The organism is Mesorhizobium sp. J8 (genome assembly GCF_016591715.1).
In the GTDB taxonomy this organism is placed as follows: domain Bacteria; phylum Pseudomonadota; class Alphaproteobacteria; order Rhizobiales; family Rhizobiaceae; genus Mesorhizobium.
This window is the reverse complement of the sequence record NZ_AP024109.1, coordinates 4,272,927-4,296,424: the sequence shown is the minus strand read 5'-3', so window position 1 is coordinate 4,296,424 and position 23,498 is coordinate 4,272,927. Positions and strand designations below refer to the sequence as shown.

21 protein-coding genes and 1 tRNA gene are annotated in these 23,498 nt (G+C 63.9%); 11 read left to right on the top strand and 11 right to left on the bottom strand.

Features of this window, described 5'->3' with window-relative positions; all coding sequences use genetic code 11:
* Positions 1 to 57 precede the first annotated feature (57 nt).
* On the bottom strand, positions 58 to 3,015 hold the full coding sequence (locus tag MJ8_RS20640; RefSeq protein WP_201410599.1) for an autotransporter domain-containing protein: 2,958 nt from the start codon (positions 3,013 to 3,015) through the stop codon (positions 58 to 60).
* 979 nt (positions 3,016 to 3,994) lie between these two features.
* On the opposite strand from MJ8_RS20640, the gene MJ8_RS20635 reads away from it, so the two are divergent.
* On the top strand, positions 3,995 to 5,245 hold the full coding sequence (locus MJ8_RS20635; RefSeq protein ID WP_201410598.1) for a site-2 protease family protein: 1,251 nt from the start codon (positions 3,995 to 3,997) through the stop codon (positions 5,243 to 5,245).
* Positions 5,246 to 5,257: 12 nt separating this feature from the next.
* Here the strand turns inward: MJ8_RS20635 and lipB are convergent, their stop codons facing one another.
* Complete coding sequence (gene lipB / locus MJ8_RS20630; RefSeq protein WP_201410597.1) at positions 5,258 to 5,998, bottom strand: lipoyl(octanoyl) transferase LipB; 741 nt, start codon at positions 5,996 to 5,998, stop codon at positions 5,258 to 5,260.
* Positions 5,999 to 6,233: 235 nt separating this feature from the next.
* On the opposite strand from lipB, the gene MJ8_RS20625 reads away from it, so the two are divergent.
* Both MJ8_RS20625 and MJ8_RS32680 read left to right on the top strand, forming a co-directional pair.
* Positions 6,234 to 6,318, top strand: a tRNA-Leu gene (locus MJ8_RS20625).
* A 146-nt stretch (positions 6,319 to 6,464) separates the two neighbouring features.
* Complete coding sequence (locus tag MJ8_RS32680; RefSeq protein ID WP_318528187.1) at positions 6,465 to 7,058, top strand: CatB-related O-acetyltransferase; 594 nt, start codon at positions 6,465 to 6,467, stop codon at positions 7,056 to 7,058.
* A gap of 115 nt (positions 7,059 to 7,173) precedes the next feature.
* Here MJ8_RS32680 and sucD read toward each other — a convergent pair whose 3' ends face one another.
* The 5 genes from sucD to MJ8_RS20595 form a co-directional block, all read right to left on the bottom strand.
* Positions 7,174 to 8,073: a succinate--CoA ligase subunit alpha gene (sucD, locus tag MJ8_RS20615; RefSeq protein ID WP_040981997.1), complete on the bottom strand. Its 900-nt coding sequence runs from the start codon at positions 8,071 to 8,073 to the stop codon at positions 7,174 to 7,176.
* 13 nt (positions 8,074 to 8,086) lie between these two features.
* Positions 8,087 to 9,274, bottom strand: a complete 1,188-nt coding sequence (locus tag MJ8_RS20610) for a malate--CoA ligase subunit beta (RefSeq protein WP_201410596.1) — start codon at positions 9,272 to 9,274, stop codon at positions 8,087 to 8,089.
* Between the two features lie 19 nt (positions 9,275 to 9,293).
* Positions 9,294 to 10,256, bottom strand: a complete 963-nt coding sequence (locus MJ8_RS20605) for an HpcH/HpaI aldolase/citrate lyase family protein (RefSeq protein ID WP_201410595.1) — start codon at positions 10,254 to 10,256, stop codon at positions 9,294 to 9,296.
* A 10-nt stretch (positions 10,257 to 10,266) separates the two neighbouring features.
* Complete coding sequence (locus MJ8_RS20600) at positions 10,267 to 11,457, bottom strand: aminotransferase class V-fold PLP-dependent enzyme (protein ID WP_201410594.1); 1,191 nt, start codon at positions 11,455 to 11,457, stop codon at positions 10,267 to 10,269.
* Between the two features lie 135 nt (positions 11,458 to 11,592).
* Positions 11,593 to 12,264, bottom strand: coding sequence for a response regulator transcription factor (locus tag MJ8_RS20595; protein WP_225247981.1), 672 nt, complete (start codon positions 12,262 to 12,264; stop codon positions 11,593 to 11,595).
* 360 nt (positions 12,265 to 12,624) lie between these two features.
* Between MJ8_RS20595 and mgtE the strand changes: the two genes are divergently transcribed.
* A complete protein-coding gene (gene mgtE / locus MJ8_RS20590) occupies positions 12,625 to 14,043 on the top strand; it encodes a magnesium transporter (protein ID WP_201410593.1) in 1,419 nt (472 codons plus the stop codon).
* Positions 14,044 to 14,185: 142 nt separating this feature from the next.
* A complete protein-coding gene (locus tag MJ8_RS20585) occupies positions 14,186 to 14,572 on the top strand; it encodes a MerR family transcriptional regulator (RefSeq protein ID WP_201410592.1) in 387 nt (128 codons plus the stop codon).
* Positions 14,573 to 14,584: 12 nt separating this feature from the next.
* Here MJ8_RS20585 and MJ8_RS20580 read toward each other — a convergent pair whose 3' ends face one another.
* Complete coding sequence (locus tag MJ8_RS20580; RefSeq protein ID WP_201410591.1) at positions 14,585 to 15,064, bottom strand: methyltransferase family protein; 480 nt, start codon at positions 15,062 to 15,064, stop codon at positions 14,585 to 14,587.
* Positions 15,061 to 16,062 carry a heparan-alpha-glucosaminide N-acetyltransferase gene (locus MJ8_RS20575; protein WP_201410590.1) on the bottom strand — a complete coding sequence of 334 codons (1,002 nt, stop codon included), beginning with the start codon at positions 16,060 to 16,062 and terminating at the stop codon, positions 15,061 to 15,063. Before MJ8_RS20575 ends, MJ8_RS20580 begins: the two co-directional genes overlap by 4 nt.
* A 285-nt stretch (positions 16,063 to 16,347) precedes the next feature.
* On the opposite strand from MJ8_RS20575, the gene MJ8_RS20570 reads away from it, so the two are divergent.
* Positions 16,348 to 17,547 carry an MFS transporter gene (locus tag MJ8_RS20570; protein ID WP_201410589.1) on the top strand — a complete coding sequence of 400 codons (1,200 nt, stop codon included), beginning with the start codon at positions 16,348 to 16,350 and terminating at the stop codon, positions 17,545 to 17,547.
* Here the strand turns inward: MJ8_RS20570 and MJ8_RS20565 are convergent.
* Positions 17,516 to 18,706 carry an aromatic ring-hydroxylating oxygenase subunit alpha gene (locus MJ8_RS20565; RefSeq protein WP_201410588.1) on the bottom strand — a complete coding sequence of 397 codons (1,191 nt, stop codon included), beginning with the start codon at positions 18,704 to 18,706 and terminating at the stop codon, positions 17,516 to 17,518. The genes MJ8_RS20570 and MJ8_RS20565 overlap by 32 nt on opposite strands.
* Before the next feature lie 104 nt (positions 18,707 to 18,810).
* On the opposite strand from MJ8_RS20565, the gene MJ8_RS20560 reads away from it, so the two are divergent.
* The 3 genes from MJ8_RS20560 to cobO all read left to right on the top strand — a co-directional run bounded on the left by MJ8_RS20560 (position 18,811) and on the right by cobO (position 20,796).
* Positions 18,811 to 19,497, top strand: coding sequence for a gamma-glutamylcyclotransferase (locus MJ8_RS20560; protein WP_201410587.1), 687 nt, complete (start codon positions 18,811 to 18,813; stop codon positions 19,495 to 19,497).
* Positions 19,498 to 19,619: 122 nt separating this feature from the next.
* A complete protein-coding gene (gene cobU / locus MJ8_RS20555) occupies positions 19,620 to 20,165 on the top strand; it encodes a bifunctional adenosylcobinamide kinase/adenosylcobinamide-phosphate guanylyltransferase (RefSeq protein ID WP_201410586.1) in 546 nt (181 codons plus the stop codon).
* 1 nt (position 20,166) lies between these two features.
* Positions 20,167 to 20,796 (top strand): cob(I)yrinic acid a,c-diamide adenosyltransferase, encoded by a 630-nt coding sequence (gene cobO, locus MJ8_RS20550; RefSeq protein ID WP_201410585.1) that lies wholly within the window; start codon positions 20,167 to 20,169, stop codon positions 20,794 to 20,796.
* Positions 20,797 to 20,940: 144 nt separating this feature from the next.
* Here the strand turns inward: cobO and cbiB are convergent, their stop codons facing one another.
* On the bottom strand, positions 20,941 to 21,930 hold the full coding sequence (gene cbiB / locus MJ8_RS20545; protein WP_201410584.1) for an adenosylcobinamide-phosphate synthase CbiB: 990 nt from the start codon (positions 21,928 to 21,930) through the stop codon (positions 20,941 to 20,943).
* Here cbiB and cobD point away from each other — a divergent pair.
* Positions 21,929 to 22,984, top strand: a complete 1,056-nt coding sequence (gene cobD, locus MJ8_RS20540; RefSeq protein WP_201410583.1) for a threonine-phosphate decarboxylase CobD — start codon at positions 21,929 to 21,931, stop codon at positions 22,982 to 22,984. The genes cbiB and cobD overlap by 2 nt on opposite strands.
* Complete coding sequence (locus MJ8_RS20535; protein WP_201410582.1) at positions 22,981 to 23,490, top strand: tyrosine phosphatase family protein; 510 nt, start codon at positions 22,981 to 22,983, stop codon at positions 23,488 to 23,490. Before cobD ends, MJ8_RS20535 begins: the two co-directional genes overlap by 4 nt.
* Positions 23,491 to 23,498 lie beyond the last annotated feature (8 nt).

Genomic DNA, 23,498 nt, shown 5'->3' with positions numbered 1-23,498 from the left:
CGACTGCTTCAGGTCCTTGATTTTTCAGGCCGATATTCGGATGCGGCCAGCCTGCGATCACCACTTCACCCGCAGGCCGACATTGGCTCCGAAACCACGGTGCGATGGACCGTCCAGGGCGGTCTCGTAGCTGAGCGAGCCGTAGGCGCTGACGGTATCGGCTACCTTGGTGTTGAGACCGGCCTGAAGTTCGAGCGACGTGCCGCCCGTTGCGGTGTCGATCCCGACATCGTTGAACTCAACCGAACTGTCTGTCGAAAACCGGTGCCAGAAGTCGGCGCTGGCGAAAAACTGGACCGGTCGTCCGTTCATCTCGGTGTTGGCTTCCAGCCGCGCCCCGAGCCTGCCGGTAACGCCGGTCATGTCGGAATAGTCGATGCTGGTGAACGGATCCGACGTGTTCCCCAGCGATACATGCTGGACGATGATCTGCGCCTGCGGCTCAATGGCCCAAGTCTGGTCGATCGCCAGCGGCACTCCGACTTCCGCCGAGCCGAGCAGCGAAAAACCACTGATGTCATCGCCGACGCCGCGATTGGAGGTGGCGTCGCCATGCAGCCAGCCAACCATGCCCACGGCATCGAAATACCAGCCGTCCTTGTCGACATAGGTCCAATAGGCACCCAGCCCGTCGCTCATCAGGTTGAGCTTGCCGGTATGGATTTGCATCTCCCCTAGCGAATTGGCGACGATATCCCCGTCGGCCTGGCCATGCGAATAGAAAAGGCCTGCCCGGTCCTGGCTGCCGTCTTCGTGCAGCCTGCCGTAGAAGTCGGCGCCGATTTGCAGCCCCCAGATCGTCCCGTCGAATTTGGGCGCTATCTCGTAGGCCATGCCGCCGATCCGCGGCGCCCATGCGGCGTTTGACGATTGGCCGAAGACACGCGCCCAGCCGCGCGGATGCTCGCCATAAACGTCGAGGAACGACTGGTTGCCCTGGCGCTCGTGGAAGGTGCCGAGTTCAGTCAAGCCCAGTTCGGCCGCCATCATCGGTGTCACCACATAGCCGGGGATTTCCGGGCGGATCAACGGCACGTCGGGCGTGATGGGCTCGGGCGGTGGGGCCGGCGGTTCCACCGGCGGCGGTTCCACCGGCGGCAGCACCGGCACAGTCGGCGTGATGGGCGTCGGCGGCTCCGTAGGCACCGTCGGTGTTATAGGCGTGGGGTCGGTCGGGATAGGAGGCTGCGGCGGCTGTGGCGGCGGCTCGGGTGGGGTCGGAATGACGGGCAGCACCGGCACGGTCGGCGTAATGGGCGTCGGATTCGACGGAATGGGCGGCTCCGGCGGTGGATTTGTTATCGATGAGCGCAGGAACCAGTCGTTGTCGGTCGCTGCGTTCGGCGCCACCCCGCCCTGGAACAGCTGGTATTCGTAAATGCCGGCTGCGACCGGCCCGGCCAGGGTGAACGATCCGCTCCCGGTGGTCGCTCCGTTCTGGGCGTCGATCACCAGAATGCCGTTGGCGTTGGTCTGCGCGCCCGGCCCGCCGAAATTGGTGATGGCGAGCGCCGTGGCGCCCGTGCCGCTGCCGCCTCCGTTAGCGCCGTTGATGACGAGTTGGTCGGAGCGCGTGTCGCTGTCGGTGTCCAGAAAGGTCTGCAGCGCCAGCACGCCGTCGTGGCCGACATAATTGCCCATGACGACGAAACGGTTCCTCTCGGTCGAGGAGCCTGTCACCATGTCGATGGTGCCGGAGTTGCTCACGGTCACCGGATTACCGCCTACCGCCGAGGTCACGGTGTGAACCTCCGGGCTGCCGGCGATCACGCTCGACGTCGCGTCGTCGATGATGAGCTGGCCGGTCAGGGTTCCGGAATCGCCCAGCACCAAGGTGTCGCCACCAAATTCGAATGTTAGCTGCGAGCCTCGGGCAAGCGCGATGAGTTCCCAGTTCCTGATCGTGTCGACATTCGTGCCCTGCCCGCCGGCGGCATTCCGGGTGTTCTGCCAGGCGAGCTTGTCGTTGCCGGTGCCGCCATCGATGGTCAGCCCTGGCGTTAGGTTGGTCGACGTCAGATTGGAGAAGATCGCGCTGTCGTTGCCGGCCCCCGCGAACAGTCCGCTGCTGATCGTGCCGCCGCCCCAGGCGATGAAATCATTGTCGTCGCCCGCGTCCACCGAACTGGTGATCCTGCCGCCAGAGATACCGATAACGTCGGCGCCGGTGCCGGTCAGGATCTGGCCATTGATCGTCCCATCGACCATGAGGAAGTAGTCGTTGCCGGCGCCCATGTCGACGGTGCCGTTGGTCACCGGGCTGCCGCTGGCGCCGTTGGCGCGATTGATGAAATAGTCGTTGCCGCCGCCGAGCCTCGCGCCATTGTTGATGGTGCCCGCATTGTCGATCCGGTCGACGGAGTCGATGCTGCTCGTGTCGATCAGTCCACTGATGACGGCGCCCGAGCGGTTGATGACGCTGAAGGTTCCGCCACCGTTCTGCGTGATGGACTGGTTGATGGTGCCGGCATTGTCGATGATGGTGTTGTCGCCATTGATCACGACAGTATTGAGCTGAGCGCCGGCACGGTTGGTGATCGCATTCTGCCCGCCCGGGCCGGCCGTCAGGGTCAGCGACGAATTGAACATGCCGGCATTGTCGATGATGTTGCTCGCTCCATCCATTGCCACGGTGTTCACCGAATGGGCTGGGCGAACGGTCAGCGTATTGGTTCCGGTCGTGCCGTTGACGCCGATGTTCTGATTGATGCTGCCGTTCTGGTCGATGCTGAAGCTTGTGTTGCCCGTGGCGTAGATCGACATGTTCGACATCGCCGCGCCTGCGACCGTCCCGCTCAGGCTGCCGTTGATGTTGCCGCTGTTGACGATGCTGCTGTCGCCCGGTCCGGTGACGGCGATGCCGCCGGAATTGATCGTGGCGCCGCCGCTCACCGTCACCGCGACGGATTGACCCGGAGTGTTGGCATAACCGTCATTATCGGCGCCCGAGCACGCCACGACGCCGGGCGTTGTCGCGGCGCAATCGGCTAAAGATGGCGATGCCGCCAGCAGCAATGGAACCGCCGCCGTTCCCGTTGCTCCCAGCACAGCGCGACAACGACCGATTGCTGCCGTAAATGCTAAGGGCGCTGCAGGTAGGCGCCGTCGAGCCAGGGGAACATCGAATACCCGGCTTGGGAACAAGGACAGGCAAGCCTTGGACGCTTCCCGCCATGACTGCCGAGGCGAAGCGGTCTTTTCTGATCGCGAGTGTCTGATCTTCGCAGCCACGAACGATGCCCTATCTTCAATATTTGGATAGAAGTTGCGTGACGGACCGAAGTCAATAAAAATGCCTCGATATATGGGGGTATATGCCTACTCATCATGCTCCCAGTGATAATTCTGCAACATTAAATGCGGACCACCTGAAATAGCCAGATAATCTCCGTCAGCCCGCGCAGCATCAGCATTCGGATTCGCTAATACATGCCAAGCACACCGTCTTGCAAGACCGCTCAACAGAGGCAATGGTATAGATCTGTAAATTACCAAGCATTGTAATAATGGCGAATGCGCAGCTATATCAGTAATTTAGCGCGTCCCTGTTTGCTCCAGTCTTCCTGAAGAACGCCTGCTGGCGATCGATGCTCGAACAGTGGATCGACTAACCGTCATTCATCGTCGTCGTTACGAACATTACGTGAGGCGCCAGTCGGTTAACCCTTCGCTAACCGTGCTGATTCCTCGCCTGCCTCCGCATCCCGATGGTCGTTGACATTCGAACAAAATTAGAACAAATTACGAACATATTAACAACGGAGAGAGTTATGTCTGATCTGGTTCAGGATGTCGTCTCGCTGGTTTGCATGAGCACCTTTCTCGTTTCTATGGCGATCTGGATCGGCGCCATGTGACCGGGCGGCCTCGCCGCCGCTTCTCCGGGCGGGCAAGAGCCCGCCCTGGGACGGACAACAGTCCGCCCATTGTTGTTAAGTCTTTCTTGGCCGCGCCGACATAGGCTGCCTTTCCAAACAAGAGGGAGCCAAGGCAAGTGTCGGTCTTCGTCACGGTCACCCTCGTGGCCGGCAATCTCGGACTGATCTTTCTTTTGATGACCGTGCCGCTCGGGCTGCGCACGGTGACGGTCAGCCGCGTGATCAGAGCCGACCGCAACAGCCTCTGGCAGGCGCTGTGGCCGTTCGGCAGCGATACCGGCTGGTCCGGCGAAATCCTTTCCGCCGAGCCGCTCGACGGGGAGGGGACGGCGCTGATCAGGTTGTCCTGGGATGGCCGGGACGGCCGGCCGATCGAACGCAAGGCGCGGTTCGAGGACGTCGGCGAGGGCAGCGGATTCTCGATGACCGTCATCGAGGACACGGCGCTCGATCCCTCGTTCTGGGCGAACTATCGTGAGACCGCCGAGCTCGTGCCGGAGAGAGATGGCACGCGGGTCACGCTTACCCGGACCGACCGCTATCGCGGCGTTGCCTTCCTGATCTTCCGCTTCTTTGCCATGCGCCGCGAATTGCGGAAGCTCGACGTCTGGGCGGTGACTGGCACCTATCGCAGGGGCGGCTGGTTCGAGCATCCGCTCAGCCAGATCGGCTTTGCCGTGCTTTCGGCCCTGATCCTGTGGCCATTCTTCGGCCTCAATATCGGTGGCTTCGCGCTGGCGGCGATCCTGACCTCCGTCGTCGCCCTGCACGAACTCGGCCATATGGCCGCCTTCCGGCTGACCGGGCATCGTCGGGCTCGGATGATCTTCATCCCGCTGCTTGGCGGCATTGCCATCGGCGGCAGGCCCTACGACAGCCGCTTCGAGGTGGCGTTCGTGGCGCTGATGGGCGCCGGCTTCTCCGCTTTCCTGGTGCCGGTGCTGATCGTCGCCAGCGGCCTCGCCAACGGCGAAGGCCATCGCCTGGCCGCCATGCTCCTGGCTACGCTCGCCGGCTGCGCGTCGCTGTTCAACATCGCCAATCTGGTTCCGGTTTGGAAATTCGACGGCGGCCAGGTGCTGCGCCAGATCTGCCCGGGACCGGTAGCGCTTGCGCTGGCCTCCTTCCTGCTTTTGTCGGCGCTTTTGGCGCTCGGCTGGCGGGCCGGTTTCTCGCCGAGCTTCCTGCTGATTGCCGGCGCGGTTTTCGCGATGCTGAGCCTGATCACCGTGGGCAGCGGCGTGAAGCCGCGTCACGAGCTGAAGCCGATCAAGACCTTCGACCGGCTGGCCATGGCCGGCGCGTTGCTCGCCGTCTTTGCCATTCATGGCTACGGCGTGCTGTGGGCCTCCGCGCAATTAATGTAATGAGAAGGGCTCTCAGCCGACCTTGCGCGCCGGCTCCGCAATCGGAACGGCAGGCCCGAACACATCCTCGAAAGCGGATTTCAGCGCCAGGTCGAGGTCGGCCATGGTGACGGGAAGGCCAAGATCGACCAGGCTGGTCACGCCATGATCCGAAACGCCGCAGGGCACGATGCCGCTGAAATGGCCGAGGTCCGGCTCGACATTGATGGCGATGCCGTGGAAGCTCACCCAGCGCCGCAGCCGGATGCCGATCGCCGCGATCTTGTCCTCCGCCGGAGAGCCGTCCGGCAGGGCAGGGCGATCCGGCCGCGCCACCCAGACGCCGACGCGATCCTCGCGCCGCTCGCCGCGCACGTTGAAAGCGGCGAGCGTGGCGATGATCCATTGCTCGAGCGCCGCGACGAAGGCGCGCACATCCTCGCGCCGGCGCTTGAGATCAAGCATGACATAGGCCAGGCGCTGGCCGGGGCCGTGATAAGTGTATTCGCCGCCGCGGCCGGCGGCAAAGACCGGAAAGCGGTCGGGATCGATCAGGTCTTCGATTCGCGCGCTGGTTCCGGCGGTGTAGAGCGGCGGATGCTCGACCAGCCAGACCAATTCGCCGGCAGCACCGCTGCGGATCGCCTCGGCGCGCGCCTCCATGAAGGCCAGCGCGTCCGGATAGGCGGTCAGACCGGGTTCGATCACCCATTCCACCGGCGCCGAACCGGGGAGAGGGAGGAACGACGTGGCGATCTGGCTGCGTTCTGTCATGGATTGTTCGTTTATCGGCTATGCATGCCGCGATCCAAAATCGCGTTTCACCTTTGGGCGGCATGCGTCTCGGCTTATATGGCGGCAATCCCCTGAAACGTCCAGTTCCGGCCGTGCGCCGCCGGCCCGTAGAGGGTTGCGCAAATGAGCGACGAATATTCCGCTCAGCGCACTTGTTTCGCCGGAAACGATTTGCTACAGGCCCCGGGCCGGACGGTTCCGGCTCCTACCACGTGCGGTCGTGGCGGAATTGGTAGACGCGCAGCGTTGAGGTCGCTGTGGGGCAACCCGTGGAAGTTCGAGTCTTCTCGACCGCACCAATCAAGTCTTGAGTTATCAAGCCGCCAGTCTGCGGCGATGATGCCAAGCTTTTCTCATCGCTCGGGTTTCAGTCTCTACCTGGGAAATCTCTTGGGTTGTGAAGAATCGTCGGCTATGGACGAATTCGAACAAACCGGGGGGACTGATGTCGAGACTATCTAACTGGGCTCGGAGGAAGGGCCTATTTGGCCTGAAGCCGAAAATACCAGATTTTGCTACCGTTGGACGCTACACCTACGGCGTGACCGGCGAAAGTGTCTGGATGGCATCTGAGGACGCCCCGCTGATCGTCGGATCATATTGTTCGGTTGCAAGTGGCGTACAGTTCTACTGCAAAAGCGGTCACGTTCACGACTGCGCGACGTCTTTCCCGATCCACTTTTGCGTTCTCAAACAGCCAGCGCCGGCCGCAAGCCTTGGAAAGCGCAAAGGCATTCACATTGGGCACGATGTATGGATCGGCCGTAACGCCGCCATTATGCCGGGGGTGAAAATTGGCGATGGCGCAGTCATTGGCGCTCATGCCGTCGTGGCAAGAGATGTGCCGCCGTATGCTGTTGCGGCAGGCAATCCGGCAAAGGTCGTCAAGTATCGCTTCGACGACCAGGTCATTTCAAAGTTGCTGACCATTCGTTGGTGGGACTGGGACGAAGGCAAGATCAAACGGGAAGCAGAAGCGCTGACCGGCCCTATCGATGTCTTCGTGACACGCCATTTTAGGGCCCCGCGACAGCAATGACAAAGGCCACATACGCTTAGTCGAGATCAAGCCAAGCATACGCATCCTCAGCGGCACCACCGGTGCAGACCCTTGTGCGGTTTCCGCACAAGGGTAGCCGGTATCGATCGGTGCGCTACGCAGCCTTCTTCGTCCGCGCCAGCGTATCGGCCACCACTTCGCCGAAGGAGGCCGGGGTCGGCACGATGACGACGCCGGCTTCTTTCAGGATCTCGACCTTCTCCTGCGCCGACTCGCCGAAGGCGGAGATGATCGCGCCGGCGTGCCCCATGCGGCGGCCCTTCGGGGCGGACAGGCCGGCGATGTAGGCGATCAAGGGTTTGCGCATGTTGTCGCGCGCCCAAATCGCGGCTTCGGCTTCCTGCGGGCCGCCGATTTCCCCGATCATCACCACGGCGTCGGTGTCGTCGTCGCGCTCGAAGAGCTGCAGGATGTCCTTGAAGGACGAGCCGTTGATCGGATCTCCGCCGATGCCGACGCTGGTCGACACGCCGATGCCCAGCGCCTTCATCTGCGAGGCAGCCTCGTAGCCCAGCGTGCCGGAGCGGCCGACGATGCCGACGCGCCCGGGCAGATAAATGCTGCCCGGCATGATGCCCATCAGCGCTTGTCCGGGCGTAATCACGCCGGCGCAGTTCGGGCCGACCAGCCGCATGCGGTCCTCGAAGCGGTAGCGGCGCATGTAGCGCTTGACCCGCATCATGTCCTGCGAGGGGATGCCGTCGGTGATGCAGACGCAGAGTTTTATCCCGGCGTCCGCAGCCTCCATGATCGAATCGGCGGCGAAGGGCGGCGGCACGAAGACGATGCTCGCCTCGGCGCGGGTCTCGCGAACCGCGCCCTTGACGGTGTTGAAGACGGGCAGGCCGAGATGCGTCTGGCCGCCCTTGCCGGGGGTGACGCCGCCGACCAGCTTGGTGCCGTAGCGCTTCATGTCGTCGGCATGGAAGCTGCCGATCTTGCCGGTGAACCCTTGCACGATCACGCGCGTGCTGCGGTTGAGCAGGATTGCCATTTCTCGACCTCCCTCAGGCTGCTTTCTTGTTCTTGGTGGCTTCGCGCCAGGCGGCGACGGCCTTTTCGGCGGCTTCGGCCAGCGTGTCGGCGACGATCACCTTCTCGCCGGAATCGGCCAGGATCCTGCGCCCTTCCTCGACCTTGGTGCCGGAAAGGCGCACCACCAGCGGCACATCGACGCCGACCTCGCGGATCGCCTTGATGACGCCCTCGGCCACCCAGTCGCAGCGGTTGATGCCGGCGAAGATGTTGACCAGGATGGTCTCGACATTCTTGTCGCCAAGCACGGCGCGGAAGGATTTCGCCACCCGCTCCGGCGAGGCGCCGCCGCCGATGTCGAGGAAATTGGCGGGCTCGCCGCCGGCGATCTTGATCATGTCCATCGTCGCCATGGCCAACCCGGCGCCGTTGATGATGCAGCCGATATTGCCGTCCAGCCCGACATAGGAGAGGCCGCGGTCGCTGGCGAAAGTCTCTCGCGGGTCTTCCTGGCTCTTGTCGCGCAGCTCGGAGATTTCCGGACGGCGAAACAGCGCGTTCTCGTCGAACGACATTTTCGCGTCGAGCGCGACGAGGCTGCCGTCACGCGTCACCACCAGCGGATTGATCTCCAGCATCGTGGCGTCATAGTCCCGAAACACCCGGTAGCAGCCGAGGATGGTTTCGGTCGCCTTGCCGATCAAATTATCCTCGAGCCCGAGCCCGAAGGCGATCTCGCGCGCCTGGAAGCGCTGCATGCCGACCCCCGGATCGACGGTGGCGCGGATGATAGAGTCGGGCTTCTTCTCCGAGATATCCTCGATCTCCATGCCGCCGGCGGCCGACGCGACGATCATGACGCGCTCTTCCTTGCGGTCGAGCACGAAGCCGAGATAGAGCTCCTGGGCGATGTCGACCGCTTCCTCGAGATAGAGGCGCGAGATCAGCTTGCCGCGCGGGCCGGTCTGCTGGGTCACCAGCTTGCGTCCGAGCATGGCTTCCGCCGCGCTGGAAATCTCCTCGTCATTGGAACAGAGTTTTATTCCGCCGGCCTTGCCGCGGGCGCCGGAATGGACCTGCGCCTTCAGCACCCATTTCGAGCCGCCGATCTCGCGCGCCCGGTAGGTCGCCTGTTCGGGGCTGTAGGCCAGCCCACCGCGCGGCACATGCACGCCGTGGCGGGCAAGCAGTTCCTTGGCCTGGTATTCGTGGATGTCCATCTTGTCCTCCCGGTAATTTTTAGTGCGTCGCGCCATGCGCCTGGCCGGCGCGCTCGATCGCCTCGTTCACCACCAGCACGTTGCGCGCCATGCGTTCCGACGCCGCGTCGATCATCTTGCCGTCGAGCGCCGCCGCGCCCTTGCCGGCCGCTTCCGCTTCCTTCAGCACCTCGAGAATGCGGCGGGCGCGCGTGACCTCCTTCTCCGGCGGCGAGAACACATCGTTGGCCAAGGCGATCTGCGAAGGATGGATCGCCCATTTGCCCTCGATGCCGAGCGCCGCGGCACGCCTGGCGGCTGCGGTGTAGCCTTCCGGGTCGGAGAAATCGCCGAACGGTCCGTCGATGGCGCGCAGGCCATAGGCGCGGCAGGCGACCGTCATGCGCGACAGCGCGAAATGCCACTGGTCGCCGGGATAATCCGGATTGAGGCCGCCGATGTTGACGGTGCGCGCCTTGTTTGAGGCGGCATAGTCGGCGACGCCGAAATGCATCGCCTCCAGCCGGCCCGGCGTCGCGGCGATCGCCTCGACATTGGCCATGCCGAGCGCCGTCTCGATCAGCGCCTCGAGGCCGACACGCGTCTTGAAGCCCTTGGCCATCTCGATCTGGTTGACCATGGCTTCGACCATGTAGAGATCGGCCGGCACGCCGACCTTCGGCACCAGGATCGTGTCCAATCGATCGCCGGCCTGTTCCATGACGTCGACCACGTCGCGATACATGTAGTGGGTGTCGAGGCCGTTGATGCGCACCGAAACGGTCTTGCCCTTGGCGCGCCAGTCGATGTCGTTCAGCGCCTCAATGATGTTCTTGCGGGCTCGCTCCTTGTCGGGTGGCGCCACCGCATCCTCGATGTCGAGGAAGACGAAGTCGGCGGCGCTGTTGGCCGCCTTGTCGATCATTTCCGGGCTCGAACCCGGCACGGCAAGCTCGCTGCGCTGCAGCCGCAGTTTTTTCAGATGGTTTATGGTGTGGCTCATGGTCCGCTCCTCACGCCGCCTTGGCGACGGGCACGTCGGCCGTGCGGCGGAAATGCTCGATCGCCGCGGCCACGCCGGAGCCCGGCGCCAGGCGCACGCCGCAATCGAGCAGCGCCATTTCGGCCGCCGAGAGCGAGGCGCAGACCATCACCTCGTTCAGCCAGCCGAGATGGCCGATGCGGAAGACTTTTCCGAACACCTTGTTGAGGCCGCCGCCGAGCGAGGTCCGATAGGCCTGGTAGGCGCGCTTGACGACGTCGCCGCTGTCGATGCCTTCGGGCACCATGATGGCGCTGACCGTGTCGGAATGCCATTTCGGCGCTTTGGCGCAGAGCTTCAGGCCCCAGGCGTCGACCGCCTTGCGCACGCCTTCGGCAAGGCGATGGTGACGGGCGAAGATGTTGTCCAGCCCTTCCTCCTCGATCAGGTCGAGCGAGGCGCGCAGGCCGCGCAGCAGCTGCGTCGCCGGCGTGTAGGGGAAATAGCCGGCATCATTGGCGCGGATCATGTCCTCGAAGGAGAAGTAGCAGCGCCGGTGCGTCGAAAGGCGCGAGGCGGCCAGCGCCTTCTTGCTGACCGACAGGAAGCCGAGGCCGGCCGGCAGCATGAAGCCTTTCTGGGAGCCAGAGACGGCGCAGTCGACGCCCCATTCCTCCTGGCGGAAGTCGATCGAGCCGATCGAGGACACGCCGTCGACGAAAAGCAGGGCAGGGTGGTTGGCGGCATCGAGCGCGGCGCGGCAGCCGGCGACATCGCTGGTGACGCCCGTTGCGGTCTCGTTCTGCGTGCAGAACACCGCCTTGATGCGGTGTGCCTTGTCCGCCTTCAGCCGCTCCGCATAGATTTCGAGCGGAACGCCGGTGCCCCATTCGCAATCGATGACGTCGACCTCGAAGCCGAGGCGCTCGGCCATGTCGACCCACAGATGCGAGAACTGGCCGAAGCGCGACATCAGCACCTTGTCACCGGGGCTGAGGACGTTGGTCATTGCCGCCTCCCAGGCGCCGGTGCCGGAGGAGGGATAGATGAAGACGCGGCCGGTCTCGTTCTTGAACACACGCTTAATGTCCTCGAACAGCGGCAAGGTCAGGTCGGGGAAGGAGGCGGCGCGCATATCCTCCATCGGCAGGTTCATGGCCTGCCGGACTTGCTCCGGAATGTTGGTGGGCCCCGGGATGAAAAGATGCGTGAACCCAGCCATGCGCGAAACTCCTCCGATCGTTTGGGATTGTGGAGGCAGTTTCGTCTCGGCAAGGCTCGGCAACAACACCTTGCCGGGTAAGTTGTTGGCCCTTGCGGGTGGGGTGGACCTACCCGTTTGGCCTACCCGGGCAGCCTATCCGAGAGGCGATTTGGAGGTTCGGCGTTTCTCGCTGGCATAGAGCGCGACGGCCATGGCGCGGTTGCGGACGTCCAGCTTGTCGTAGAGATTCTTCAGGTGGTACTTCACCGTGTTCTCTGAAATCCCGGTCCGCGTTGCGATCTGCAAATTGGTCCAGCCGTCGGAAAGCACCGCCAGCAATTCGCGCTCGCGCACGGTGAGCCGGGACAGCGGCGTATCATTCACCTTGTTTATGTCGATATAGGGAATGCAGATGCGGCCGTGCGCGACCGCCAGGATCGTTTCGAAGATCACCGGCGGATCGTCGAACTGGAAGCAGTAGCCTTGAGCGCCTAGGCGCACGCATTGCTTCAGGATGCCGATGTCGTGGTCGTTGGAAAAGATCGTGATGCGCACGCCAAGCTCGCGGCTCTGAACTTCCGTAAGCACGTCGGCGCCGTCCATGTCGGCGAGCTTCCAGCCGACGACGGCGACGTCGAACTGCGTGGCGGTGGCCATATCGAGGAATTGCGCGCCGCTGTGCACGACGCCGAGCAAATCGAAGCGGCCGTCGCATTCCAGCATCTCGCGCAGCGCCGAAACGACGAAAGGATTGCGCTCGGCGACGACCACGCGAACGCGCCGCTCGGCAGTTCCTTCGCTCGTCTTTCCAGACTTGATGTTCAAGGGCAGCGTTTGTCCTCGGAGCGTTTGGCGATGCGCCGATCCTGCTGGATCATGCATCATGACAATTCTGCCTCAATGGGGAAGGGGTGCTCTTTCCCCAGCGACATGCGCTGTCGCGCCGGCTGAAGCGATTGTCACCCCTGCGACGCGGGGGCCATACGCTGCTCCCAAGAGGTTGCGAAGGTAAGACAATCGCCACATTTCCTTGGCTATTCCGCGCGCTAGAGCGAAATCTTTGCAAGACGAATCCTGTTGCCGCGCTATCTGCCGCACAGGTTTGGATTTCCCGAAAAGCGGTTTCCACTTTTCGGGATCATGCACTAGACCTCATTTCGGGATTCTTCGTTGCGGGAGGCGCTGGTGGAAGGCCAGGACAGACAGACGACCGGCGCCGCGCCCGCCGAGGAGCATCACGCCGACATCTATGGCGAGGACGGCGCCGTGCGCGCCTCCTTCCTCGCCCAGATCGGCGCGGCGATCGCCGACCGCGACACGATCACCCTCAAGCGCGAAGTCGACGACCTGCACCAGTCGGAACTGGGCGACGTGCTGGAGGCGCTTCATCCCGAACAGCGCCGCGCGCTGGTCGAGTTGCTCGGCTCCGATTTCGACTTCTCCGCGCTGACCGAGGTCGACGAGGCGATCCGCCTCGACATCGTCGACAATTTGCCCAACGCGCAGATCGCCCAGGCGGTGCAGGAGCTCGATTCCGACGACGCCGTCTACATTCTCGAGGACCTCGAGAAGGAAGACCAGGACGAGATCCTGTCGCAGCTGCCTTTCACCGAGCGAATCCGGCTGCGCCGCGCGCTGGACTATCCGGAAGAGACCGCCGGCCGGCGCATGCAGACCGAGTTCGTCGCCGTGCCGCCATTCTGGACGATCGGCCAGACCATCGACTACATGCGCGAGGATAAGAACCTGCCCGAGCGCTTCAGCCAGATCTTTGTCATCGACCCGAGCTTCAAGCTGGTCGGCGCCATCGATCTCGACCAGATCCTGCGCACCAAGCGCGCGGTCAAGGTCGAGGACGTCATGCATGAGACACTGCATGCGATACCTGCCACGATGGATCAGGAAGAGGCGGCCCGCGAGTTCGAGCAATACAATCTGCTCTCCGCCGCCGTGGTTGACGAGAACGGGCGGCTGGTCGGCGTGCTCACCATCGACGACGTGGTCGACGTCATCCAGGAAGAGGCGGAAGAGGACCTCCTGCGCATGGGCGGCGTCGGCGACGAAGAGCTGTCCGACACGGTGCTCGCCACCTCGCGCTCGCGGGTGCCCTGGCTGCTGGTCAATCTTGGGACCGCCTTCCTCGCCGCCTCGGTCATCGGCCTGTTCGACCGCACGATCGAGCACATTGTGGCGCTTGCCGTGTTGATGCCGATCGTCGCCGGTATGGGCGGCAATGCCGGCTCGCAGACGATGACCGTCACCGTGCGCGCGCTGGCGACCAGGGATCTCGACATCTACAACGCCGCCCGCATCATCCGTCGCGAGCTGGGTGTCGGCCTCATCAACGGCATGGTGTTCGCGGTGCTGATCGGCATGGTCGCCGGCTTCTGGTTCCGTGATCCCAATCTGGGCGGAATCATCGCGGCGGCGATGATCATCAACATGTTCGCTGCCGCGCTTGCCGGGATACTCATCCCGCTGGTGCTCGACCGCTTCAAGATCGATCCGGCGGTGGCCTCGGCCGTCTTCGTAACCACGGTTACGGACTGCGTCGGCTTCTTTGCCTTTCTCGGGCTGGCGACGTGGTGGTTTAGAGTTCCCTAAATCAATATGGGGCGTTAATTGACTTTTACGTAAATGCCGTGCGAGGTTGCCCCGGGGTCACGTGCCGATTCCGGCGCGGAATGGGTCTGATCGGAGGGAAGGGCGACGCTCCAAGCGGCGATGCCCGGGCTTGGGAGCGGCAATGCGGGAATATTACACGATCACCGAGCTGACACGCGAGTTCGACGTGTCGACGCGCACATTGCGTTTTTACGAGGACGAAGGGCTGGTGCAGCCCATAAGGCGTGGCCGCACGCGGCTGTTTAGGCCGTCCGACCGGCATCTCATCCGCCAGATCATGCGGGGCAAAAGGCTCGGTTTCTCGATCAACGAGATCCGCGAGATCATCCAGATGTACAAGGAGCCGCCCGGCGAGGTCGGCCAGCTCAAGCTGATGATCAAGCGCATCGAGGAGAAGCGCGAGGACCTGCGCCAGAAGCGGCGCGACCTGGAGGAGACGCTGGCCGAGCTGGACCAGGCCGAAGAGTCCTGCGTGGAGCGGCTGGCGGAACTTGGCGTCAACACTTAAACAGCGCTGGCCTCAGATCCAGCGCCGGACCCTTTTTGCGTAGTCGCGGTATTTCTTGCCGAACTTCGCCGCCAGGATCTTTTCCTCCTTCTCGATCGCCAGCTTCTGCGTCGCGAAGGCGGCGAGGAAGGCAAAGATCAAGAACCAGGCGATGCCGGTGATGAAGGCAACGCCGATCAGAAGCAGCGTGTTGGCGAGATACATCGGGTTGCGGGTGATGCCGAAGGGGCCGGATGTCACCAGGTGGTCGGGCTCGGCATTGGGGTCGAGCGTCGTCTTGGCCTTGAACATGGCGCGGATGGCCGTGATCCAGAGCATGGCGACGCCGAACAGCGCCACCCAGCCGACGCCGAACATGAGGTCGCCAAAAATGTCGCCGATCCAGGGCAGCGGGTAGAGCATGCCGAGCGCGACGCTCGCCGCGATCGCCACCACATAGATCACCGGCGGCCAGGGAATGATCCCGTGTCTGGGCTTTGCGATGCCCGTCATTGCTGCCCTCCCTCCATCTGGTCCTCGGTCGCGGCGGTGCAGGTTTCCGCGAGGTCGGCCAGATGCGATTTCCAGACGCTGGACTGGTCGTTGGCGTAGAGCTTGTCGAGAGACCCTTCGCCCTTCAGCGTGTCCAGCATGCAGCCACAATAGCTCGTACAGAACTTGCTGTCGCGTTGCTGCTCGCACTGCGCCTGGCACGCCGGCAGGAAGCCGGCTTCCTTGTCCTGCGGGGCGGCGGGCATGACCTGCGAGAAGAGCCACACCGAGCCGAACAGAAGCGGCTGGTGGATGAGGTAGAAGGCGAGGCTGTGACGGCCGATGAAGGTCAGCGGCTTCGACCAGCGGCCGGGCAGCCATGTCCCCAGACGGGCGAGGAGGCCTGTGGCGGATGCGAGCTTGACCGCGGCGATGCCCGCAAGTACGGCGCCGAACCACGGGAAAAGCGGCACATAGTCGTTGGAACGCGGGTTGGTGGCGGAAAGGCCGACCCACCACAGCGCCGGATGATCGAAGAATTCCGACCGCAGATAGTAGGGGGCGGCAATGACGGCCGCCGCAATGATCGCCGTCAGCAGCCAGGGCAGCCTGAGAAAGGCGAGGCCGAGCAGGCTGGCGAGCGCGATCTCGTGCAGGATGCCGAAGAAGATGAAGCCATCCGGCGTGACGATGTAGGTGACGACCGAGATGGCGGCCGCGGCGACCGCGACCATGGCGAAGCGTTTCCAGAAGCCCGGCCAGCGGATTTGCTTGCCATGGGCGAGGAAGAGGCTGACGCCGACCAGGAACAGGAAGGTCGAGGCGATGCAGCGCGCGTAGAACTTCCACCAGCCGAAAGCGGTGAGGGCGGGCGCAGTATAGCCGAAATTTTCGAGATCCCAGGTGAAGTGGTAGCTCGCCATCGCGATCAGCGCGATGCCGCGCAGGATGTCGATGGCCTGGATGCGGCCCTGCCCGGGGGTGTCCTGAACGGGTTCGCCGGTCGTTTGAAGGCTCATTGGTCTCGCAATCCGATTCAGTCCTGCCAAACGACTATCACGGTTCAAGCCGACGACAGAAGCAGCGGCCATCAATGCGTTTCATGGCAGCCATGAAATTCCGCTTTAGGCCAGAGGCGGAAAGCCTTTGGCAGGCTTCGCTTTTCGGCCTCCCGGGGTCGGTTTCCTGCTACCGGCCGGCGGTTGGTCCGGCCAGATTTGGCAAAGTTTGGATGCATGTCGTTGCCCCAGAACCGCAACACACTTCTGGGCGACATGCATTGTGATTCACGTTCCGGAGGGCCGATGTCTACCCATGTGCGCCATCCGATCTGGCTTCCGGCCCTGCGCCCGGCGGATGCGCGCACCTTCGCCTCGCTTTATGCGGTGGAATCCTTCGCCCGCGCCACCATCTCCAGCGTGATCCCGATCCAGGCCTACGAGATCCTGCACAATGAGCGGATCGTCTCGATCCTCTACACCATCGTGTCGCTGATGGGGCTTTCGGTGACGCTGTTCATGCCGATGCTGATCCGCCGCTTCGCGCGGCGCTGGGTCTACACGGCCGGCTGCGTGCTGCTGGCGATCGGCTCCGCCTTCTTCGTCACCCACACGCTGCCCGGGCAGATTGCCGGCATGCTGTGCCGCGTCATGGGGGCGAGCGCGCTGTCGATCACGCTCAACCTCTATATCATGGACCACATCCGCAAGACCGACTTCATGCAGGCGGAATCGCTGCGCATGGCGTGGTCGATGTTCGCCTGGACCGGCGGGCCGACGCTCGGCATCTTCCTCTACACCCATTTCGGCATCTATGCCGCGCATGGCGCGGTCCTGGTCTTTGCGTGCGCGCTGCTTTGCCTGTTCTGGTTCTATCGGCTGAGCGACAACCAGTCGATCCGGCCCGGCAAGTCGCGTCCCGCCAATCCGCTCGCCAATATCGGCCGCTTCGTGAAGCAGCCGAGGCTCAGGCTTGCCTGGCTGATCGCCTTCGGCCGCTCCTGCTTCTGGACGACGTTCTTCGTCTATGGCCCGCTGTTCATGGTGATCACCGGCCAGGGCGAACTCGCCGGGGGCCTGCTGGTTTCGGCCGGCAACGCGCTTCTGTTCGCGGCTATCTTCTGGGGCAGGGCGGGCAAGCGCTTCGGCGGAAGGCGCGTCATGACCTTCGCCTATTTCGCCATGTCGGCCGTGCTGTTCGCGGCAGGCGGGATCGGCGAGGCCGCGCCGCTTCTCACGGCCGCGCTGCTGCTCTTCGGCGCGCTCTTCACCATCGCGCTCGACGCGCTCGGCTCGACCGCCTTCATGCGTTCGGTGCGCTCATACGAGAAGGCGCAGATGGCGGCCGTCTATCGCACCTATCTCGATTTCTCCGAGCTGACGCCGCCGCTCGTCTATTCGGTTGTGCTCACCTTCTTCGGGCTGGGCTCGGTGTTCGTCACGCTCGGCATCCTGGCCGCCTTCTGCGGCTTCGTCACCTGGCGCTATCTGCCGAAGGCGTTTTAAAGGCCGTGTGGCACCCGCGCACCCAATCGTGGAAGCGGTGCAAATCGTATTCCTCCGGCATCAGGACACCGGCTCGATGGCGCATCGAGCGGAGCCCCTTCTGGTTGACCTCGCAGATCGCGGCGTCTTCCTCCAGCACCTGGGTGCCGAAGGCGACGATGTTGTCTATGTCGGTCTTTCCCAGCGCGTCCGGCGCGAACAGCCATTCGGCGGTGAGCTCGGTCTGCTCGGGGCCGAGCGGGGCGAGCCGCACGGTGCGCATGTAGTCGACGTGCCCCACGATGAACATAGAGGGTAGCGAGGTGGCATAAGTCTGGCCGGCGGCGCGTTCGGCCGGAGTCAGGCCGGAAAAGACGGGACCATGGACATGGCCATCCCGCGACCATGTCTCGGCGCCGGCGCGCAGGCGGCCGGAGAATTCCGGATCGTCATTGTCGGCGTGGCGCGCCCATTCGGGATCGTCATGCCTTGCCATCAGGCCGCGGCCATAGATCGGTACCAGTCGCGACAGGTCCTTGTGCACACCCGGGCAGTGCAGGCATTCGTTGAAGTTTTCCCAGAAGATCTTCCAGTTGCAGTTCATAACCTTGGTGAGCCGGTGGCCGGTGACGAGGGTTTCCAGCGGCCAGTTGGATAGATCGCCGGAGGCCTGATCGAAGAAGTTCTCCGTCGAATCTTCGGGTTCCTCGGCGAGGTTGACGAAGACGAAGCCGCGCCAGACCGAGAGCGCCATGCGGTAGAGCGGATAATCGGCCTTGTCGAAGCCCTCGGGCAAAGACTTCGACGGCACGCGCACGAGATCGCCGCGCAGCGAATAGGACCAGGCATGGTAGGGGCAGGTGAGCAGCCTGGCTTTCAGCCGCCCGGCGCTTTCCTGGCAAAGCTGTGAACCGCGATGCCGGCAGGTGTTGTGGAAGGCGCGCAGGGCGCCGGTCTCGTCGCACAGCACGACGATCTCCTGGCTGCCGATGCGCACCGTGCGGAAGGCGAGGGGTTCGGCAATGTCGGCCTCGCGGCAGACCATCAGCCAGCTTCGGTACCAAATGGCGTCGAGATCTCGCCGGTATGAATCGGCATCCCAATAGGCGACCGACGGCAAGGTCGGCTGGAGGCTGGTCAGGCCGTTGTAAGGATCGCGTTCGCTCGGATTGGGCTGCATCGGCTTCTCCTTTGCTGACGACCAGCCGACACCCCGGCAAAGCTGTTGTCAATTGCCGGCCCCGCGGATTGTAGCGCCGGCGCAGGAACCTTAAGGTCGCGTCCATGCTGCCAAGAACCATGTCGCTCACCGAGGAATTGGTCGCCCGCTGCTTCCGCATTGTAGAGGACAGCGGGCCCGATCCCGACGCCGCGCATCTGGATGACGCGGATTATGACGCAATGGCGCGTATGCTGGAGGCTCAGCTTCCCGCCAACGAACCGCTCTGGCTGTTTGGCTACGGCTCCCTGATTTGGAAGCCGGAGATCGAGCATGTCGAGGAGCGGGTGGCCGTGCTGCGCGGCTGGCACAGGTCCTTTTGCATGAAGATGACGCGCTGGCGCGGCACCAAGGAAAGCCCGGGCCTGATGATGGCGCTGGATCGCGGCGGACAGTGCAGGGGCGTCGCCTTTCGACTCGGCGACGGCGACCGGCGCGAGCAACTCGACAGGTTGCTGCGGCGGGAGGTGACGCTGAAGCCGACCAGCTACCATCCGCGCCTGCTCAATATGACGAGCGATGGCGGTCCGCTGAGGGCACTGGCCTTCGTCATCAACCGGCACGGAACCACCTATGCCGGTCCGTTGAGCGAGGAGGAGATCGTCGAGAGGCTGGCGACATCCTGCGGCCACTGGGGTTCGGGCGTCGATTATCTCTACAACACGGTGAAAAACCTGGAGCAGCGCGGCATCCACGATACGCATCTATGGCGGTTGCAGCAGCTGGTCGCCGCCCGGATCGCCGGCTCGTAGCAGTCGTGCCGCAATCGCGCCGAGCGGTGGCGGAATTTGGTTTGCCGGCAGGAGGGCTTGTGCCTAAAGTCGCGCCGTCGGGCTGATGGCCACGACGATGTTCATCCAAGGTGAAGGCAGGAATGACCGGCGCGACAGCGGCGAGCGGCAACAGAGCTTCCGATCGGAAACTGACCTTCGTCCTGGGCGGTGCCCGCTCGGGCAAAAGTTCCTATGCCGAGAAGCTGACGACCGCGAACCCATCGCCCTGGACCTACATCGCCACGGCACAGGCTTATGACGACGAGATGCGCGAGCGCATCGCGCTGCACCGGTCGCGGCGCGGCGAAGGCTGGGTCACCGTCGATGCGCCGCTCGATTTGGTCGGCGCAATCGAGAGCTTGCCAAACCACGAACCTGTGCTGATCGACTGCCTGACTTTGTGGCTCACCAATCACATGCTGGCCGAACATGATGTCGAAGCCGAGTGCCAGCGGCTCAAGGACGCGCTGTCACGGCCGCGCGGGCCTTGGTTCGTGGTTTCCAACGAGGTCGGGCTGGGCATCGTGCCCGATAACGCTTTGGCGCGCCGCTTCCGCGATGCCGCCGGCCGGCTCAACCAGCAGGTCGCGGCGACGGCCGACAGCGTTCTCATGATGGTGGCAGGGCTGCCGCTCAAGGTGAAATGACATGGCTGAGATCGAGGACAAGATGATTAGCGAGGGGGACGCCGAGCGTCATCGCGCCAAGATGGCCAAGCGGAAGGCCGTGCAGGATGCCGAGGTGGCCGGCAAGACGATCGAGAAAGGGCTGCTGATCGTCAACACCGGACCGGGCAAGGGCAAGACAACGGCCGCGTTCGGCCTGGCGCTCAGGATGCTGGGCTACGGCAAGCGGGTCGGCGTCGTCCAGTTCATCAAGGGCAAATGGCATACCGGCGAGAAGGACGCCTTTGCAGCCTTTGGCGACCGCGTCGTCTGGCATGCGATGGGCGAGGGGTTCACCTGGGAGACGCAGGACCTCAAGCGCGATATCGCCGCCGCCGAGGCCGCCTGGGCCAAGGCGCTGGAGCTGATGGCCGATCCATCGATCAGCCTGGTCGTGCTCGACGAGCTCAACATCGCGCTGCGCTACGACTATCTCGATCTGGAGAAAGTGGTCGCGGGGCTGATGGCGCGCCGAGACGATTTGCATGTCATCGTCACCGGCCGCAACGCCAAGCCGCTGCTCGTCGAGGCGGCCGATCTCGTCACCGAGATGGGGCTGACCAAGCACCATTTCGCCGCCGGCGTGAAGGCGCAGCAAGGAATCGAATTCTAAGGTGTGTCGATATTCAGGTGGGGCCGGCCTGCAAACGGCGGCTTCCTGCGCTTCCGGTGCTCACGTACTTTAAGTACGCTCCGCTCCGGTTCTCTGAAGCCACCGTTTTCGACTCGGCCTGACCTGAATCTCAACACACCTTCCTTAGCCGCCGATCAAGATGGTCAGGTAGATCACCATCGCCGAGACGATCGCGAACAGGCCAAGCAGCAGCCAGTCCGCCATGCGATAGAGCTTCAACGCTTGGCGGATGTCGGTGCTCTCTGCCTCGCGGCGGCCGCCTTCGCCCATGAAGGCGTCCTCGACGACCTCGCCGCCATAGCTGCGCGGCCCAGCGAGCGAAAGGCCGAGCGCGCCGGCCATCGCGGCTTCCGGCCAGCCGGCATTGGGCGAGCGGTGCTTCCCGGCGTCGCGGCGCATGACATGCCAGGCGGCGCGCGGATCGGCGCCGGATACAAGAAATGCCGCCAGCACGATCAGCAGGCCGGTCAGCCGCGATGCGGGCAGGTTGACCAGGTCGTCGAAACGAGCGGCCGCACGGCCAAAGGCTTCGTATTTCGGCGTCTTGTGGCCGATCATCGAATCGGCAGTGTTGGCGGCCTTGTAGGCAGCACCTCCGCCAAGCCCGCCGACGCCGGTCCAGAAGGCGGGCGCGACGATGCCGTCGGAGAAATTCTCGGCCAGGCTTTCGATCGCCGCGCGGGCGACACCCGCCTTGTCCAACTTTTCCGGATCACGGCCGACAATGCGCGAAACGGCGATGCGGCCGAGCGTCAGGCCGCCGGTCTCCAGCGCGTCGGCGACGTCCTCGACATGCTCGGCGAGGCTTTTCTGCGACAGCAGCGTGGAGCCGAGGATGGCAGCGAACACCAGGCCGGTGGGAAAGATCAGCCAGAGCAGAACATGCAGCGCAAGGCCGACGAGGCCAGGCACCAGCAGAATGATGAGCAAGGCCTGGACGCCGCGGCGGCGACGCAATTCGTCGGAATCGGTGGCGCGGTTGAGCCGGCGATCGAGAAAGGATATCAGCCTGCCGATCCAGCTTACCGGGTGGCCGATGGCGTTGAACAGCCAGTCCGGATAGCCGAGGGCGCGTTCGACGGCGAGTGACAGGAAAGCGATCAGGACGGACATGAAGCTTCTAAGCGGCGCGATCGCGGCGGTTGATCATGGCGGCAGCCTTGGCCGGGCAAGCGCGCTTTTTCCTCATGCGCCACAACCTTTCCTGGACCTCTCGACAGGTATCAACCCGCACTCCTATCCGCTTTTCGAACTGCCCGCTACCGCCCTGACCCGATTGCCGGAGGCAGGACAACTGCGCGAATTGGCCGAAATTGCGGCTGGAGCCTATGGCGCGCCGTCGGCCTTCCATATCGTGGCTGGGCCCGGCACCCAGATTCTGCTGCCGCGCGTGGCTTCGCTGCTGCGGCCCGGCAAGGCGCTGGTACTCGCCCCGACCTATGCCGAACACGCTCGCGCCGCGGCTATCGCCGGCCATGCGGTCGCGGAAGTCAGCGATTTCGATGCGCTGGCCGAGGCGGACCTCGCGGTGCTGGTCAATCCCAACAATCCGGACGGGCGGGTGATCGAAAAAGCGCGCCTGCTCGACCTAGCGGCGCGGCTTCGCGCCAAGGGCGGGCTGCTCGTGATCGACGAAGCCTTCATGGACGTCGGCCCAATCGAGCACAGCCTGGCGGAAGATGTCGGGGAGGGCGGCATTGTCGTGCTGCGCTCGTTCGGCAAGTTCTTCGGCCTTGCCGGCGTTCGGCTCGGCTTCGCGCTCGCCGATCAACTGACCGCCGAGCGGCTGGATGCGCAGCTCGGACCCTGGGCGGTGGCTGGTCCGGCGCTGGAATACGGCATCCGAGCCTTGTCGGATACGAAATGGCAGGCCGATATGCGGCAGGGCCTGGCGCGGGATGCCGGGCGGCTCGACGCCTTGCTTGGCCGATTTGATGTTCCGGTCGCCGGCGGCACCAGCCTGTTCCGCTACTTGTCGTTTGCCGAGGCTCCAAGCCTGTTTTCGGCACTGGGCTCTAGCGGCGTGCTGGTCCGCCATTTTGCGGAGCGGCCGCAGGTCTTGCGCATCGGTCTGCCGGGCGACGAAGCGGATTGGCAGCGCCTTGAGGGCGCCCTTGCCGCCTGGGCCGCGCGGCGCGAGGATGCGCCGGAGGAGTTCGGACGATGATCCATGTCTGTTCGCTGTCGAAAGTCGACGAAACCGTCGCAAGGACTGGCGCCGAGCGCTTGCTGTCCCTGCTTGCCGCGGGCACCGAAGTGACCCGGCCGGCCTCGATCCTGGCGGAAAACCACCTGCATCTCGTCATGCACGACATCGCCGCGGCGCAGGAAGGCATGACGATGCCCGGCGAGGAGCATGTGCGGGCCTTGCTCGATTTCGCCTATCGCTGGGATCGGGTAAAGCCGCTGGTCGTGCATTGCTACGCCGGCGTCAGCCGCTCGACGGCGTCGGCTTACATCATCGCAGCGGCGCTGGCGCCCAAGCGCGACGAGATGGAACTCGCCCGGACGCTGCGCTGGCTCTCGCCGACCGCGACGCCCAATCCCCGGCTGATCGCGGTCGCCGACATGCTGCTCCAGCGCGACGGCCGGATGATAACGGCGATCGAGTCGATCGGCCGAGGCGCCGATGCGTTCGAGGGGATCCCCTTCGAACTGGGGATCGAGGCCTAAGCTAAAGC